The organism is Burkholderia ubonensis subsp. mesacidophila, from assembly GCF_002097715.1.
GTDB classification, from domain to species: Bacteria; Pseudomonadota; Gammaproteobacteria; order Burkholderiales; family Burkholderiaceae; genus Burkholderia; species Burkholderia mesacidophila.
Map to the genome: position 1 here is coordinate 3,070,789 of NZ_CP020738.1, position 14,388 is coordinate 3,085,176.

The window sequence follows — 14,388 nt, forward strand, 5'->3', positions numbered from 1 at the left end:
GCGTCGATGGGGCGATGAAGGCGAGCCACTATATCGAGCCAAATCCCGTTCAATAAGATGCGGAATTTTTCACCGCGATAAGGTTTTTTTATCAGGGTTATCCCGCAAGGGGACAAGCGCCGACGAGGGACGCGATCGTTGCACGATCGCCCCCTCCCCGTCGGCCGGACGCGCTACCGCATCGCTTCGCCGACCTGCGTCGTCACGCCGCCCTGCGCGCGTCGGCGATGCGCTGCGGCGCGTTGGGCCGCGCATACAGGCGTTCGAGATACGCCTGCAATTGCGGAAATGCGTCGATCAGGTGGAACTCATTGGCCCAGTCGATCAGATAGGCGGTCACGCAGTCGGCAACCGTCAGCGTGTCGCCGACAATGAACGCACGCCCTTCGAGATGCCTGTCGAGGATCGCCGCCATGTTCTGGAAATCCTCGCGCGCCAGCGCGATATCGGCCGGCAGGCGCTTGTCAGGCGGATAGAGCATCGTATGCCGGGTGATTCTCCACAGCGGCTGCTCGAGCTCGGTGACCGCGAACATGACCCAGCGATAGGCCTGCGCCCGCGCGGCAAGATCGACAGGCAGCAACGCCTTCTGCGGATACTTGTCCGCGAGGTACAGCACGATTGCCGCCGATTCGGGAATCACGAGGTCGCCGTCCACCAGCACGGGAACCTTGCCCGCGGGATTGAGGCGAAGGAACTCGGGCCGCCTGTGCTCGCCTTCGAGCAGGTTGACCGAGATGAATTCGAAATCCGCATCGAGCGCCTTGAGCCCCCATAGCGCGCGTTGCGAACGGGTTCCGGCGAATCCGTAGAGTTTCATGGCGAATCTCCGAAGTGTCGGGAAAAGCGCCCGCCGGCGACGTTCACGCGGCGGGAATCGGCAGGACCGGCATCACGTCGATCGTCTCGCCCGGGAAGATCGTGAAATGCGGGTGGCTTTCGAACATCCTGGCCGCGTCTTCGTGCGAAGCAGCGCGCACGACCGTAAACGCCGTCAGCGCATTGGCCGTATCGGCGATGCCGCGTTCGCCGATCGTCTTGGTCTTGCCGAGCGGCCCGCCGAGCTCGACGATCGACGTCTGATGCTTTTCAACCCACGCCTTCCAGGCCGCGATGCCCTCCCGCTCCCTGGCATGCCGCTCCTGTTCCGTCATCGACTGCCACGCCTTCATGCGCGGGCTGTCCTTGCCTGCGAGGAAAACCACGAGAAACAACTGTTGATCGCTCATGACGCCTCCGTCAGATCAAAGGAGCAACGGGATGTCGCTCCCGGCCCTTGACACAATAGGTTGATATCAACACAATTGCAACATGTCCCGCACAGCCAAGCTCCCCTTCGAAACGACCCTGATGGTGCGCGACTGCTGCCTGTGCCTGCACATGCAGCGGGCGGCGCGAAACCTCGCGCGCATCTTCGACGACGCACTGCGCCCGCTCGATCTCACGAACGGGCAGTTTTCGCTGCTGATGTCGCTCAATCGCCCTCATCCGCCCGCGATGAAGGACGTGGCGTCGCTGCTGGCGATGGATCGCACCACGCTGACGGCCGCGCTCAAGCCGCTCGAGCGCCGCAACCTCGTCGCCATCGAGCCGGACCCCGACGACAAGCGCAGCCGCTTGCTCAGCCTGACGCCGGCCGGCCATCGCCTGCTGGCCAAGGCGTTTCCCCTGTGGCAACAGACGCACGCCGAAATCGAGAAGCCGTTTTCACCGGACGAGATGGATCGGCTACGCGACCAGTTGCGGGCGCTCTCGTAGCGCTTCGTCGTCGGGTTCATGCCGCGGCAACGCAAAAGTACGGCATCCCGGGGCCGATGCTACGATCGGGCTTTACGCCACGGAGCCGCGATGAACGCGCTGGGGATCATTTCCGAATCGGCGAGCCGGACGTCCGACCGCAAGCCGCCGTTCATTCCGTCGTTCGGCTTCCATGAAATCCATCAATCGCGGCCGATCGACGCGGACGCGCGCCGCATCATCGACGCCGTCGCGTCGCTGGACATGCGCGCCGACCCGATCGTCGACGCGCTGCTGACCGTGCGCGAATTCCCGTCGACCGTCATCGGTGCGCTGCGCAACGAAGCGGCGCGCCGCGAGCGCTTCGGCTTCGACACGTTCACACTGTTGCAGCGGGACGATCGGTCACTGACGCTCGGCCTCGTCGGACGGTTCTGGCGCCCGGATCCCGACATACGGACCATCGACGACGCCGACAGCTTCATGCGCCACGCCGCCCCGCGCGATGCGAAGCTCGTGCTGCGTTTCCAGGTGGTCGAGTGCGGTCGCGGCGCACACGCGCTGCGCACCGAAACCTTCGTGCATTGCCCGACGATGCGCACGCGACTCCTGTTCACGCCTTACTGGATGGCGATCCGGCTGGCGAGCGGCTGGATCCGCCGCCGCACGCTGGCGGCCGTCGAGACGGCGCTCGCCTAGCGTGACGGGAGCGGCCGCGCACCTCAGAACGGCTTGACCACGACCAGCCCGACGACGATTCCCGTCGCGACAATGACGGCGCCCCCGGCCTGCCCGAGCCATTGCGCCGGCGCGACGACGAGGTCGTCGCGCGCCATGCGCCGCAGCGTGCCGCCCAGGATGCCGTGCAAGGCCGACAGCGCGGTGACGACCACGAGCTTCGCCGACAGCCATCCATCGCCGAACCAGTGTCCTTGCAACGCGATCGCGATTCCGGTGATCCACACGATCGCGAGCGCCGGCGCCGTCACCGCGCGATCCCAGCGCCGCACCGCGCGATGCACTGCCAAATTGGCGATCCGGACACCGACGGACAACATCAGCAGCCCGCCGACGAACGTGACGATGGCCAGAACGTGAACGGCCTTGAGCAACAGGTAGCTCATTGCGCAGCCCGCCTGCGCGCGATCCATCCGGCGCTCGCCAGCCCCGCGAACGGCACGACGGCCGACAGCACGAGCCGCGCGACCTCGCCTTTGCTCCACAGCCCGCTCGACGCGGTGCCGACGACCGCCCACACGTACATCGCGAACGCGATGCCGTGAATCGGCCCCATGATCGACACCGCGGCGGGATAGCCGGCCAGATGCTTGAGCGGCACGGCGACGCAAACCAGCGCGACGAGCGTGGTCGCTTCCAGCAACGACAGGTATTGCAGGTTCCGCAACGCATTGCGGTCGTCTTGTTTCATGTGCAGGCCTCCATGTTTGCCGGAGGCGATTATCGCGTGTGGAGCAGGCGCGATCCATTGGCTAAAATGCCACATTCCAACGGATTCTGGCCACGCCCCCTCTCACCTCATCGTCATGCACACCGTCGCCGTTCTTGCGCTGCCCGACGTCGTCCCGTTCGATCTGGGCGTCGCGTGCGACACGTTCGCACGCGTGCGTTCGCCCAACGTCGACGACGCCTACCGCGTGCGCGTGTGCAGCGAGCATCCGCGCGTCGCCGGCGACCTGTTCGAACTGCGGCCCGCGTTTCGTCTCGACGGGCTTGCCGATGCCGATACGATCATCGTCCCCGGCACGTCCGTGCCGCTCGCGCCCACCTCGCGCCGCGTGATCGCGGCGTTGCGCGCGGCGGCCGCACGCGGTTGCCGGATCGCGTCGATCTGCAGCGGCGCGTTCGTGCTGGCGGAAGCGGGGCTGCTCGACGGCTTGCGCGCGACGACGCACTGGCTGGCGGCCGGCGAACTCGCGCGCCGCTATCCGGGCGTGACGGTCGACCCGAACGTGCTGTTCGTCGACAACGGGCAGGTGCTGACGTCGGCCGGCGCGGCGGCGGGCCTCGATCTCTGCCTGCACATGATCCAGGCCGACTACGGCGCCGCGGTCGCCGTCGACGCCGCACGCTACGCGGTGGCGCCGCGCGTCCGCGAAGGCGGGCAGGCGCAATTCATCGCCCCGGAATGGCCGGCCGGCGGCGACGGGCTGCAAAACCTGCTGGACTGGCTGCACGCGAACCTGCGCGAGCCGCTCACGCTCGACGCGATGGCCCGCAAGGCGTCGATGAGCGTGCGCACGCTGACGCGGCGCTTTCAGGAGCAGACGGGCACATCGCCGCGGCAATGGCTGCAGACCGCGCGCGTCAGGCATGCGCAGCAGTTGCTGGAGGTCACGGAACTGTCGATCGAGCATGTCGCGACGGAGGCCGGGTTCGGTTCGGTCACCGCGTTCCGCGAGCGGTTCGCCCGCATCGTCGGCACGTCGCCGCAGCGGTATCGTCAGGCGTTCCGGGCCCGGTCGGGCGCGTAGGGCGTCATGGAAATTCGGCGGTCGCAGGCAGAATGAACATCCCGCTCGAAGTCGCGCGCGGGCGTTCCCGCACTTCAGGACCCGATCGATGACCCGCATCCGCAGCCCCCTGAACATCGCGCAGTTGCAGGCCTTTGTCTGCGCCGCGCACCACCGCAGCCTGCGCGCCGCCGCGCGCGAGCTCGGCGTCACGCAGCCTGCGATCACGCACACGATCCGCGAGCTGGAAACGGCGCTCAACGCGGAACTGCTGGTCCGCACCGTGCGCGGCGTCGAACTGACCGCGTGCGGCCATGCGCTGCTGCCGCGCGCCGAGCAGCTGCTCGGCGACATGCGCCGCACCGTCGAGGCGGTCGAGCAGGTGAAGGGGGAAATGTCCGGGCGCGTCGCGGTCGGCACGATGCCGTCGATCGCGCTGACCGCGCTGCCGCACGCGGTCACGGCGTTCCGGCATGCGATGCCGCGCGTGAACCTGCATCTCGAGGAAGTGACGGTGCCGGAAGCGCTCGCGCAGCTGCGCAACGGCACGCTCGACATCGCTGCGATGCACCATGTCCCCGCGCTGGACCGCGATTTCACGCAATGGCCGCTGTTCTCGACCGAGTTCGTCGTCGCGATGCGCGAAGGCCATCCGCTCGCCGGCGCGAGCCGGCTCGCCGACCTGGTCGACGCGGAATGGATCGTCACGGTCGGCCCCGACGAGTTCCCGCACAGCGTGATGATCGCGATGTTCGACGCGCACGGTCTGCCGCCGCCGCAACGCCTGCTGCACTCGCCGATGTCGTTCGCGGTGACGCTCGGGCTCGTCGCGCGCTCGGACGTGATCGGCTGCTTCACGCGCCCGCTGGCGGCGATGGTCGCGCCGCTCGGCATCCGCACGGCCGAGCTCGACGAACGCCTGCCGCGCTTCGACCTGTCGATCATCGCGCGGCGCGACCTGCTGCCGACGCCGGCCGTCACCCGGTTCGTCACGTGCCTGCGGCGCGCCGTCAACGAAACGCTGGGCTGATTCGTTCCTCTCACTGATACGGTCGCGCAGGCCCGTTATCCGCGCCAACAACCCCTAAGGGCATGTCCTAGGCGCACCACCGGTATTTTGTCTTGATAATCTGCGCACGTCGTGCGCCCCATCGGGCGGGCGAAACGGACAGTCCGACGCGAAGCCGCGCCGGGCCGAAGGCTTACGGCGCGGCACGACCGCGCACCCATCGAACAAAACGAGGAGTCACCGAGTGAAAAAAATTCTTGCGGCTGTAACGGTTGCCCTGCTCGCCGTATCGGCCGGCGGCGCATACGCGAAGGACTGGTCGACCGTCCGTTTCGGCGTCGACGCGAGCTACCCGCCTTTCGAATCGAAAGGCCCGGACGGCAAGGTGGTCGGCTTCGACGTCGACCTGGGCAACGAAATCTGCCGCCGCATGAGCGCGAAGTGCGTGTGGATCGAGAATGACTTCGACGGCATGATCCCGGCGCTGAAGGCCCGCAAGTTCGACGGCGTGCTGTCGTCGATGTCGATGACGCCGGCGCGCGAGGAGCAGATCTCGTTCTCGGCGAAGCTGTTCAACACGCCGACGCGCCTGGTCGCGAAGAAGGGCTCCGCGCTGCTGCCCGACGCGAAGTCGGTGAAGGGCCACCGCATCGGCGTCGAGCAGGGCACGATCCAGGAAACGTACGCGAAGACCTACTGGGCGCCGGCCGGCGCGACGGTCGTGCCGTACCAGAACCAGGACCAGGTCTACGCCGACCTGATCGCGGGCCGCCTCGACGGCGCGCTGCAGGACGCGGTGCAGGCCGACATCGGCTTCCTGAAGACCCCGCGCGGCAAGGACTTCCAGTTCGTCGGCACGGATCTCGACGATCCGAAGACGCTCGGCAACGGCGCGGGCATCGGCCTGCGCAAGGAAGACGGCGACCTGAAGACGAAGATCGACAAGGCGATCGGCGACATGCGCAAGGACGGCACGTACGACAAGATCGCGAAGAAGTACTTCGACTTCGACGTCTACGGCAAGTAACGCAAGCAGGATCGATCGGCGCGGTTTCCGCGCCCGCAAACGGGCTCCGCGAGGAGCCCGTTTTTTATTTCACGATGGCTCCGGCACTGAAATCCGCCGGACGATGCCTGACCACGATACGTCAGGTTTATCAAGGATTTAGGCGAGTTCAGCCTATGCGTGCAAGACGCTGCACGGAAACGGGCCGCTGCCGTGGCAACTCTGCTGCATAGGCTTTGAAGGGTGGAACCGCACTCGCCCGCAGTCCGGCGACTTGATCCCATGGTTATTGCAGCAGAGGGATACGCGTGGAACCGGTAGTCAACATGCGCTTCAGAAGCTCTACCTCCAGATCCGGCCTGTCTGCGTGCTTTGTAATGAGGTAGGTTGGCACCTCCCTGAGATTGGCGAACTTGTGCGCAACCAACTCGTTTCGCACGACATGTTCCGTAGTGACATTCCGGGGAACGACCGCCACTCCCATATTCACCACGACGGAATTAATGATGGCGGGATAGCTGTCCAAAGTGAGTGTCACGTAATCCTTAATGCCTTGTTCCCGTAACCATTCTTGCGCGGCTACCCGATAGGGACACCCCTCCTTGAATGCGAAAAGCGTGGTGGTTCCGCCGGCGAATAACTGGTGGCGCCCAATGCCGGGCGCGCTTATTACGACGACCTCTTCGTTGAAGGCAGGGTGATATCGGAATCCCTCTCGCTGCTTTGTGCGTGCAGTCAAAGCAGCATCCAACCGCCCGCTTTCAATCCGGTCCAACAGCACGAGCTCCGATCCTATTTCAACAGATATCGTGAGTTCGGGCTGCTCACGCTTCAGCATTGCCAGAATGTGCGGCAGCCGTGTGGCCGCGGTACTTTCCATCGCCCCCAAACTCAGTGTTTGGGTCAATGGTTTCTCCAGAACAGCTCGCTCGGCCTCCTGGATGAGTTGCAATATCCGATCGCCGTAGGGGATGAGCCGACGGCCTGCATCGTTCAGCACAAGACGCTTGCCCTGTCGCTCGAACAGCGGTGTTTCCAGCGACTCTTCCAGTTGCCTGATTCGAGAGGTGACGTTGGGTTGTGAACAACCCAATTTCTCCGCTGCTCGCAAGGCACTGCCTTCTCGAACAACTGCGCAAAAAATTTCTAAAAGTGCAACGTTCATATAATCACTTCTTATACATAAAATTAACTATATATAACCAATATTCACTATAATGCGAGCACCCGATACCACTCGGGTCAATCGTCAACACCGAATGGCGTTCGCACGGGGCAGAAAGATAAGGATGCGAGACCCCGCCACCAGTATTGGAATGGATCATGATTACTCAGGTAGATGAACGAGTTGTATTGACTGCAAGGGATGCAGACCAACTGAAAGATGCCTTTAGCAGTATTCCATATGACCCGGCAGGAGGATCCCGGTACCTCAATGCGTTACGAAAGACCGCGTACACCGCATTGCCGGCCAGGGTTGTTGACGCCATCGAACGAACCAAAAGTGTCGGCGCGGATGCGCTAGGTTATTTGGAAATCGATGGTCTTCCGGTGGACCACGGCGTATGTGGTAGCCCGTTCTTTTCAGAGAGTGGCCGGGCATTCAAGGATGGCGTCCTGAGCGAGAACCTTCTTGTCGCCATCGGGGCGCTGGCAGGCGAGCCGTATTCGATCGCTCATGAAGGCCGTGAGCTCGTCAACAACCTCACCCCGCACAAGGAGAACGCCCAAGAATACACCGGTCTGGGCTCCGATGTAGAACTGGACTTCCACATCGAGAATGCTGCTCAGGTTCATATGCCCGAAGGAGACACATCTCCGTCAGCCCTCTTGCTGCTGGGCGTAAGAGCTGAACCAGGCGGGGGGCCGATGACTCGCCTTGCCGACGCGCGAAAGGCACTTCGATTGCTCTCGCCCGAGGATATCGATCAGCTTTACAAAAATAATTACATCATCCGCGTTCCATATCGCTGGAGAGGTGCAACCTCTACACCGCGCGACAACACTGACTTGCGCCCCATCCTGTCAGGTCCATACGAATCTCCGCATGTGACGGTGGCGTTTTATCCGGACATGGTGCTTGCCGCCAACTCGCGAGCCAAACAGGCACTCGACAACCTGTATCAGGCGATAAGGGAAATTTCTTTCGGCGTGCAAATCACCCCGGGGAAACTCGTCCTCATCAACAACAGTTTTACGCTTCATTCTCGAGACAAATTCGCACCGCAATACGACGAGAACGGACGAGCCTACCGATGGGTTCAACGTGTATTCGTCGCGCGAAATCTTTGGAACTTCCGATCGTTCACCCGGCTGCAAGAGCGGGTTTTCGATCCGAAGATTCAAAACACGCAAATGCCAGCGCTCCCGCTTGCAGCATAAGTTGACGCTGTCGCCTACGCCCCCCCCCGGGGGCGTGGGACGACGATCTCGGCAAAGGTTGAACAGCAGGAGACTGACGAATGCGTCACTACTACCGGTGGTGGATACTGGGGGTATCCACCCTGACACAGCTCGTCGCAGGGCTGGCGAGCCAAGGCATCGGCGCGTGGGGCCTCTACGCTCAAGATACCTTGCATCTTTCTGCCCAGCAGATCGGCGGCCTTGCAACGCTCGCAAATATCGTACCGATTTTCGGTTTGGCATTAGTCGGACGAGCACTTGATCGGCATGGGGAGCGATTGCCGGTTTTCCTCGGAATGCTGGTGCTGAGCTTCTCGATGCTGCTGCTGGCTGTGTCTACCGGATACGGAGCACTAGCTGTTGCGATGCTGATGATGGGCATTGGATATAGCCCGATCCAGCCCGGCGGAAGCAAGGCGATTTACCACTGGTTCCCTACGCACGAGCGAGGGATGGCGATGGGCGTGCGGCAAGCGGCCTTGCCCCTGGGCGGAGCATGCGCAGCCGTCTTTTTCCCGGGACTGATGCTGCGCGCCGGGTGGGCCTCCACCATGACCGTGGCGGCGGTTGTCATCGCCGTTACAGCGGGGATCTATCTTGCGGTATTCCGCAATGCCTCCAGGCCTGACATGGGATCGCCATCGGCCAGATCAATGTGGCAGCACCTGTTGGGGAATTTCTCGGAAGCCGCATTCCGGCGGATTGCATTGATTGGTGCGATGCTTGTTGCCTTGCAGACGGCCGTGGCCGTTTTCTGGATCATGTTCGTCCAACGCCGCTTCGATCTCATGCCATCGGTTGCGGCATGGTCGCTGTTCGTTGTGCAAATGAGCGGTTCGCTTGGCCGAATCACGCTTTCTGCCTTGAGCGATCATATCCGAGGCGGGCGGCGACGCGTCGTCATTATCTGCCTGGTGCTGGCACCCGTGGCGCTGCTGGCCACGGCGTTGTTGCCCAGTTCTTGCCATGGATTCCCTATTCTGGCGTGCGCCGCTTTTACCGGATTTTTTTGCTTCGGCTGGTACGGACCCTGGGTCGTGTGGCTATCGGAATCAACCGATCACAACAAGGTGGGCGAGGTCATCGGTGCCGCCATGGCAGTCAATCAGGTGGCGATAGCGGCAGTACCGTTGATTTTCGGCATGGTTGCCGACATGAGCGGGACGCCAACGGTGCCATTGGTATGTCTGTCGGCAGGACTTTTCGCCGTGTTCGTTTGGGATCGCCTATGTCCGACAGACCAATCGAAACTCTCTCCCTCTGCGTCCAATTGACAGGATATGTGGGGTCTCCCGGTGATCTGCCATAGAGATCCTGCACAGAAATGAGTGTTGGTGTTTCGACGCGAGTTTCCCAATGTAAACGGGAAGTTGGGGATTGCCGAGCAGACGTATTACCGCTGGAAGGAGCAGTACGCGGGCCTGGCATCGAACCAGGTCCGCGATCCGAAGCAGCTTCGGATTGAGGATGTGCGGCTCGAGAAGCGGGTCGCGGAGTCGAGCCTCGCCAAGGCGATCCTGCCGGATATCGCCGGATACCTTGGTGCCGATGACTTTTTCGCTGCCGCATGGCTGCGCCCAGGCATTGGCCGCAGCAATTTTTTCATGCGCACGCGCAACGAATCGCGTGAAACACGCTGGCGCCGGTGCCGGAATGCACGTTTTTTTCCGCGTTAACCGAATGATTCGCAACGGAAAAAACGGTGCGGCGGAAGCGGTTTGATGGGTTCGCGAAAGGCAACGTACAATCGATCTTCCCCGCACACCGGATCATTCGCGGCTGCGCCGCACTCTTCTCATCATGCAAACGCAGACCCATCCGCTGATTTCCCCCGCCGTCGGCACCGAGCGCCACATCACGAGCTTCCACTACGGCCCGCGTGGCGGCACCAAGATCTATATCCAGTCGTCGCTGCACGCCGACGAGCTGCCCGGCATGCTGGTCGCCACGCTGCTGCGCCGCAAGATTGCCGCGCTCGAGACGGCCGGCAAGCTGCGCGGCGAAATCGTCATCGTGCCGGTGCCGAACCCGATCGGCCTCGCGCAGCACGTGTTCGGCGATCACCTCGGCCGCTTCGAGCTCGGCTCGATGCAGAACTTCAACCGCAACTTCTACGATCTCGCGGCGCTCGTGCTGCCGCGCGTCGAAGCACGCCTGACGAAGGACGGGGCGCGCAACGTCGCGGCCGTGCGCGCGGCGATGCGCGAAGCGCTCGACGAGCAGGCGCCGCGCACCGAGCTCGAATCGCAGCGCCTCGCGCTGCAGAAGCTGTCGTTCGACGCCGACATCGTGCTCGACCTGCATTGCGACAACGACGCGGTGATGCACCTGTACACGAACCCCGACCTGTGGGAAGACGTCGAGCCGCTCGCACGCTACCTCGACGCGCAGGCGTCGCTGCTCGCGCTGAACTCGGTCGGCAATCCGTTCGACGAGATCCACAGCTTCTGCTGGTCGGACCTGCGCGAGCGCTTCGGCGACCGCTTCCCGATCCCGAACGGCGCGATCTCGGTCACCGTCGAGCTGCGCAGCGAACGCGACGTGTCGTACGAATTCGCGGAAAAGGACGCGCAGGCGATCGTCGAATACCTGACCGCGCGCGGCGTGATCGACGGCACGCCCGCGCCGCTGCCGCCGCTCGCGTATCCGGCGACGCCGCTCGCGGGCACCGATCCGCTCGTCGCGCCGGTGTCGGGCGTGATCGTGTTCCGCACGCCGGTGGGCGCGTGGATCGAGGCGGGACAGGAAGTGGCCGACATCGTCGATCCGCTGACCGACCGCGTCGTCACGCTGAAGAGCAGCGTGTCGGGCGTGCTGTACGCGCGCCAAGTGGTGCGCTTCGCGACCGCCGGCATGGAAGTCGCGCGCATCGCCGGCGCGACGCCGATCCGCACGGGCTCGCTGCTGACGGCCTGAGCGTCCCGCCAGGCCAGGCGGCCTTCAAAAGACCATCGCCCGCTTGCGCGGGCGATGTCGTTTCCACAGCCGGCCACGCGACGCGCGCCGGCCCGTTGCGTCAGAACGCCGGCACGATCGCGCCGCCGAACTTCGTCTCGATGAACTGGCGCACGTCGTTCGACTCGTAGGCGGCGACGAGCTTCTTCACCCAAGGCTTGTCCCGGTCCTGCGCGCGCACCGCGATCAGGTTCGCGTACGGGCCTTTCAGGTCCTCGATCGCGATCGCGTCCTTCACCGGCGTGAGCCCGGCCTTCACCGCGTAATCGGTGTTGATCGAGGCGGCGTCGAGATCCGGCAGTGCGCGCGGCAGCTGCGCGGCGTCGAGCTCGACGAGCTTGATCTTCTTCGGGTTCTCGGCGACGTCGAGCGGCGTCGCGTTTACGCCGTTCGTGCCCGCGCCCGGTTTCAGCTTGATCACGCCGTACTTCTGCAGCAGCAGCAGCGCGCGGTTGCCGTTCGACGGGTCGTTCTGGATGCCGACCTTCGCGCCCACCGGCAAATCCTTGATCGACTTGAGTTTTTTCGAATAGAAGGCCATCGGCATCGTGTAGGTCAGGCCGACGCTGACGATCTTGTAGCCGCGCTGCTTGACCTGGCTGTCGAGGAACGGCTGGTGCTGGAAGCCGTTCGCCTCGAGATCGCCGGCGTCGAGCGCGGCGTTCGGCTGCACGTAGTCGTTGAATTCGATGACCTTGATCGCGAGGCCGTCGCGCGCGGCCACTTTCGTCACCACGGCCCAGATGTCGGCGTCGGGGCCGCTCATCGTGCCGATCTTCAGCGCCTGCGGGTCGGCGTGCGCGCCGGGCGCCGCGAACATCAGGGCCGCGCCGAGCGCGGCAAGGCCGGTCAACCAGTTCGAGCGTCGCATGTGGGTGTCCTCTGTCGCATGTCGTTGTATGAGCGCGCATCGTCGCACGGGGCCAGACCGACACCAACGAAACTTATTTCATGTGCATATTCCCGATCCGGGTCGAAGGTCACCCGAAATCGGCATAACCGCTGCGACGGCAACCGGGCATGATTTGGTGTCGCATCGGCGCCACACATTCTTCATATGACAGTAACTGTCACATTCATTACGCCGCCTCTCGGTAAAGTTGTGGCCGGTCCGTGAAAGCGCCTGAAGAGCGCCGGAACCGCAACTGGACACGCCATTTACTCGCTCGGAGATTCCTTTGAACAAGAAACTGTTGACCGCTGCCGTCCTGGCAGCCACGGCCAGCGCGGCCCATGCACAAAGCAGCGTCACGCTGTACGGCCTGATCGACGCTGGTATCAGCTATGTGAACCACAGCAGCCCCAAGGCCTCGGGCGTCGGCAGCAAGCTGTTCAAGTTTGACGACGGCATTGCGCAAGGCAGCCGCTGGGGCCTGCGCGGCACGGAAGACCTGGGCGGCGGCCTGAAGGCGATCTTCGTGCTCGAGAACGGCTTCAACGTCGGCACGGGCGCGGCGGGTCAAGGCGGCGCGATGTTCGGCCGTCAGGCCTACGTCGGCCTGAGCACGGCCCAGTACGGCACAGTGACGTTCGGCCGTCAGTACTCGTTCTCGACCGACATCCTCGGCGCGAACTATTCGACCGGCGGCAACACAGTCGCGGGCAACTACGCTTACCACGCCAACGACGTCGACCAGCTCACGTCGAGCCGCATCAACAACGCGGTCAAGTTCCAGAGCGCGAACTACGCCGGCTTCACGTTCGGCGCGTTGTACGGCTTCTCGAATTCGACGGACTTCGCCGGCGCACCGGGCTCGGGCGCCTCGAACTCGGGCGGTTCGTCGCGTGCATACAGCTTCGGCCTGAACTACGCGAACGGCCCGTTCTCGGTCGGCGCCGCGTACACGGACATCCGCTACCCGAGCCAGTCGACGCCGGCGATCTCGTCGACGTTCGCGAACGTCGTCACGGGCAACGTCCGCGACCTGCGCACCTACGGTGTCGGCGGCCGCTACATCTGGGGCCCGGCAACGGCATGGGCGCTCTGGACGCGCACGCAGTTCTCCACGGTCTCCGGTTCGGGCGGCACGTTCTACAACGCGTACGAAGCCGGCCTCAAGTACGCGATCACGCCGGCCCTGTCGGCCGCTGCGGGCTACACGTACACGAACGCGACGCAAAACGGCGGTTCGGCCCACTGGAACCAGGGCAACCTCGCGCTCGACTACGCGCTCAGCAAGCGTACCGACGTGTACGGCCTCGTGATCTACCAGAAGGCGTCGGGCGACAACGTCCAGGCGCAGATCGGTTCGAACGCGTCGAGCTACTTCGGCACGTCGGGCACCAACTCGTCGAACCAGGTCGCCGCTCGCGTCGGCATCCGTCACAAGTTCTAAAGCGTTCGCTTAACACGCGGATCACGACGGCAAAAGCGCCCCGCCTCCAAGGCGGGGCGCTTTTTTATGGGCTTTTAAGTTTCGCTTAATTCTGGGCTGCGACGATGCACTCACCCCCCCTGTTGGCCGCCTGAGCATCGGCGGCTTTTTTTTTGAGACTCCGGCGGCGCAGTCGCCGGCCACCACGAGACAGGATCGGAGGCCATGATGATCGAAGATACCGTTTTCAGCCATCTGCATGCGATTCTGACGCGCGAGCACTCGCTGCCCGTCCAGAGTTGCCGCGTGTCGGTCGAGATGCAGCGCCCGTGGGGGCGCCCGTACCGGCTCGTCGAATGGACGATGCATCTCGACGCGCCCGCGCGGCGCCAGGTCGTGCCGGCCGAATCGACCGACACGGAAATCGCCGAAGTGGTCGCGTCGCACGTGCCGGGTCGGCTCTACGGCGACGGCCGGCTGCAGTTCTGACGT

The 14,388-nt window shown here is 63.8% G+C and carries 16 protein-coding genes and 1 pseudogene; 11 read left to right on the plus strand and 6 right to left on the minus strand.

What is annotated here, in order from left to right; translation table 11 throughout:
- Positions 1–202 precede the first annotated feature (202 nt).
- Both B7P44_RS31330 and B7P44_RS31335 read right to left on the minus strand, forming a co-directional pair.
- Positions 203–820: a glutathione S-transferase family protein gene (locus tag B7P44_RS31330; protein ID WP_084909696.1), complete on the minus strand. Its 618-nt coding sequence runs from the start codon at positions 818–820 to the stop codon at positions 203–205.
- Between the two features lie 43 nt (positions 821–863).
- Positions 864–1,229, minus strand: coding sequence for a hypothetical protein (locus B7P44_RS31335; protein WP_084909697.1), 366 nt, complete (start codon positions 1,227–1,229; stop codon positions 864–866).
- A gap of 82 nt (positions 1,230–1,311) precedes the next feature.
- On the opposite strand from B7P44_RS31335, the gene B7P44_RS31340 reads away from it, so the two are divergent.
- Both B7P44_RS31340 and B7P44_RS31345 read left to right on the plus strand, forming a co-directional pair.
- A complete protein-coding gene (locus tag B7P44_RS31340; protein ID WP_084909698.1) occupies positions 1,312–1,758 on the plus strand; it encodes a MarR family winged helix-turn-helix transcriptional regulator in 447 nt (148 codons plus the stop codon).
- 90 nt (positions 1,759–1,848) lie between these two features.
- Positions 1,849–2,436: a hypothetical protein gene (locus B7P44_RS31345; RefSeq protein ID WP_084909699.1), complete on the plus strand. Its 588-nt coding sequence runs from the start codon at positions 1,849–1,851 to the stop codon at positions 2,434–2,436.
- Between the two features lie 23 nt (positions 2,437–2,459).
- Here B7P44_RS31345 and B7P44_RS31350 read toward each other — a convergent pair whose 3' ends face one another.
- Together B7P44_RS31350 and B7P44_RS31355 are read right to left on the minus strand one after the other, a co-directional pair.
- Positions 2,460–2,861, minus strand: a complete 402-nt coding sequence (locus B7P44_RS31350; RefSeq protein WP_084910131.1) for a CopD family protein — start codon at positions 2,859–2,861, stop codon at positions 2,460–2,462.
- Positions 2,858–3,166 carry a DUF3817 domain-containing protein gene (locus B7P44_RS31355; protein WP_084909700.1) on the minus strand — a complete coding sequence of 103 codons (309 nt, stop codon included), beginning with the start codon at positions 3,164–3,166 and terminating at the stop codon, positions 2,858–2,860. Before B7P44_RS31355 ends, B7P44_RS31350 begins: the two co-directional genes overlap by 4 nt.
- Before the next feature lie 115 nt (positions 3,167–3,281).
- Here B7P44_RS31355 and B7P44_RS31360 point away from each other — a divergent pair, with 115 nt between their 5' ends.
- The 3 genes from B7P44_RS31360 (at position 3,282) to B7P44_RS31370 (ending at position 6,244) form a co-directional block, all read left to right on the plus strand.
- Complete coding sequence (locus B7P44_RS31360) at positions 3,282–4,229, plus strand: GlxA family transcriptional regulator (RefSeq protein WP_084909701.1); 948 nt, start codon at positions 3,282–3,284, stop codon at positions 4,227–4,229.
- 88 nt (positions 4,230–4,317) lie between these two features.
- Positions 4,318–5,238 (plus strand): LysR family transcriptional regulator, encoded by a 921-nt coding sequence (locus B7P44_RS31365; protein WP_084909702.1) that lies wholly within the window; start codon positions 4,318–4,320, stop codon positions 5,236–5,238.
- A 223-nt stretch (positions 5,239–5,461) separates the two neighbouring features.
- Positions 5,462–6,244 (plus strand): ABC transporter substrate-binding protein, encoded by a 783-nt coding sequence (locus B7P44_RS31370; protein WP_084909703.1) that lies wholly within the window; start codon positions 5,462–5,464, stop codon positions 6,242–6,244.
- A 265-nt stretch (positions 6,245–6,509) separates the two neighbouring features.
- On the opposite strand, the gene B7P44_RS31375 is transcribed toward B7P44_RS31370, so the two are convergent.
- A complete protein-coding gene (locus tag B7P44_RS31375; RefSeq protein WP_084909704.1) occupies positions 6,510–7,388 on the minus strand; it encodes a LysR family transcriptional regulator in 879 nt (292 codons plus the stop codon).
- Positions 7,389–7,546: 158 nt separating this feature from the next.
- Here B7P44_RS31375 and B7P44_RS31380 point away from each other — a divergent pair, with 158 nt between their 5' ends.
- From B7P44_RS31380 to B7P44_RS31390, 4 genes and pseudogenes are all read left to right on the plus strand, one after another.
- Positions 7,547–8,605: a TauD/TfdA family dioxygenase gene (locus B7P44_RS31380; protein ID WP_084910132.1), complete on the plus strand. Its 1,059-nt coding sequence runs from the start codon at positions 7,547–7,549 to the stop codon at positions 8,603–8,605.
- Positions 8,606–8,685: 80 nt separating this feature from the next.
- Positions 8,686–9,900, plus strand: coding sequence for an MFS transporter (locus B7P44_RS31385; protein ID WP_084909705.1), 1,215 nt, complete (start codon positions 8,686–8,688; stop codon positions 9,898–9,900).
- A 93-nt stretch (positions 9,901–9,993) separates the two neighbouring features.
- Positions 9,994–10,158, plus strand: a pseudogene (locus B7P44_RS37660) (transposase); the annotation flags it as partial.
- Between the two features lie 268 nt (positions 10,159–10,426).
- Positions 10,427–11,542 (plus strand): succinylglutamate desuccinylase/aspartoacylase family protein, encoded by a 1,116-nt coding sequence (locus B7P44_RS31390; RefSeq protein ID WP_084909706.1) that lies wholly within the window; start codon positions 10,427–10,429, stop codon positions 11,540–11,542.
- A gap of 100 nt (positions 11,543–11,642) precedes the next feature.
- On the opposite strand, the gene B7P44_RS31395 is transcribed toward B7P44_RS31390, so the two are convergent.
- Positions 11,643–12,452 carry a MetQ/NlpA family ABC transporter substrate-binding protein gene (locus tag B7P44_RS31395; RefSeq protein WP_084909707.1) on the minus strand — a complete coding sequence of 270 codons (810 nt, stop codon included), beginning with the start codon at positions 12,450–12,452 and terminating at the stop codon, positions 11,643–11,645.
- A 307-nt stretch (positions 12,453–12,759) separates the two neighbouring features.
- Here B7P44_RS31395 and B7P44_RS31400 point away from each other — a divergent pair, with 307 nt between their 5' ends.
- Both B7P44_RS31400 and B7P44_RS31405 read left to right on the plus strand, forming a co-directional pair.
- On the plus strand, positions 12,760–13,917 hold the full coding sequence (locus B7P44_RS31400) for a porin (protein WP_084909708.1): 1,158 nt from the start codon (positions 12,760–12,762) through the stop codon (positions 13,915–13,917).
- A gap of 207 nt (positions 13,918–14,124) precedes the next feature.
- The gene (locus B7P44_RS31405; RefSeq protein WP_084910133.1) at positions 14,125–14,385 is read left to right on the plus strand and encodes a DUF2866 domain-containing protein; all 261 of its coding nucleotides are present in this window, start codon (positions 14,125–14,127) and stop codon (positions 14,383–14,385) included.
- Positions 14,386–14,388: the final 3 nt, after the last annotated feature.

Excerpts from the sequence above, each read along its gene's own strand:
- B7P44_RS31330 (WP_084909696.1), bottom strand. The coding sequence starts at position 820 with ATGAAACTCTACGGATTCGCCGGAACCCGTTCGCAACGCGCGCTATGG.
- B7P44_RS31335 (WP_084909697.1), bottom strand. The coding sequence starts at position 1,229 with ATGAGCGATCAACAGTTGTTTCTCGTGGTTTTCCTCGCAGGCAAGGAC.
- B7P44_RS31340 (WP_084909698.1), top strand. The coding sequence starts at position 1,312 with ATGTCCCGCACAGCCAAGCTCCCCTTCGAAACGACCCTGATGGTGCGC.
- B7P44_RS31345 (WP_084909699.1), top strand. The coding sequence starts at position 1,849 with ATGAACGCGCTGGGGATCATTTCCGAATCGGCGAGCCGGACGTCCGAC.
- B7P44_RS31350 (WP_084910131.1), bottom strand. The coding sequence starts at position 2,861 with ATGAGCTACCTGTTGCTCAAGGCCGTTCACGTTCTGGCCATCGTCACG.
- B7P44_RS31355 (WP_084909700.1), bottom strand. The coding sequence starts at position 3,166 with ATGAAACAAGACGACCGCAATGCGTTGCGGAACCTGCAATACCTGTCG.
- B7P44_RS31360 (WP_084909701.1), top strand. The coding sequence starts at position 3,282 with ATGCACACCGTCGCCGTTCTTGCGCTGCCCGACGTCGTCCCGTTCGAT.
- B7P44_RS31365 (WP_084909702.1), top strand. The coding sequence starts at position 4,318 with ATGACCCGCATCCGCAGCCCCCTGAACATCGCGCAGTTGCAGGCCTTT.
- B7P44_RS31375 (WP_084909704.1), bottom strand. The coding sequence starts at position 7,388 with ATGAACGTTGCACTTTTAGAAATTTTTTGCGCAGTTGTTCGAGAAGGC.
- B7P44_RS31380 (WP_084910132.1), top strand. The coding sequence starts at position 7,547 with ATGATTACTCAGGTAGATGAACGAGTTGTATTGACTGCAAGGGATGCA.
- B7P44_RS31385 (WP_084909705.1), top strand. The coding sequence starts at position 8,686 with ATGCGTCACTACTACCGGTGGTGGATACTGGGGGTATCCACCCTGACA.
- B7P44_RS31390 (WP_084909706.1), top strand. The coding sequence starts at position 10,427 with ATGCAAACGCAGACCCATCCGCTGATTTCCCCCGCCGTCGGCACCGAG.
- B7P44_RS31395 (WP_084909707.1), bottom strand. The coding sequence starts at position 12,452 with ATGCGACGCTCGAACTGGTTGACCGGCCTTGCCGCGCTCGGCGCGGCC.
- B7P44_RS31405 (WP_084910133.1), top strand. The coding sequence starts at position 14,125 with ATGATCGAAGATACCGTTTTCAGCCATCTGCATGCGATTCTGACGCGC.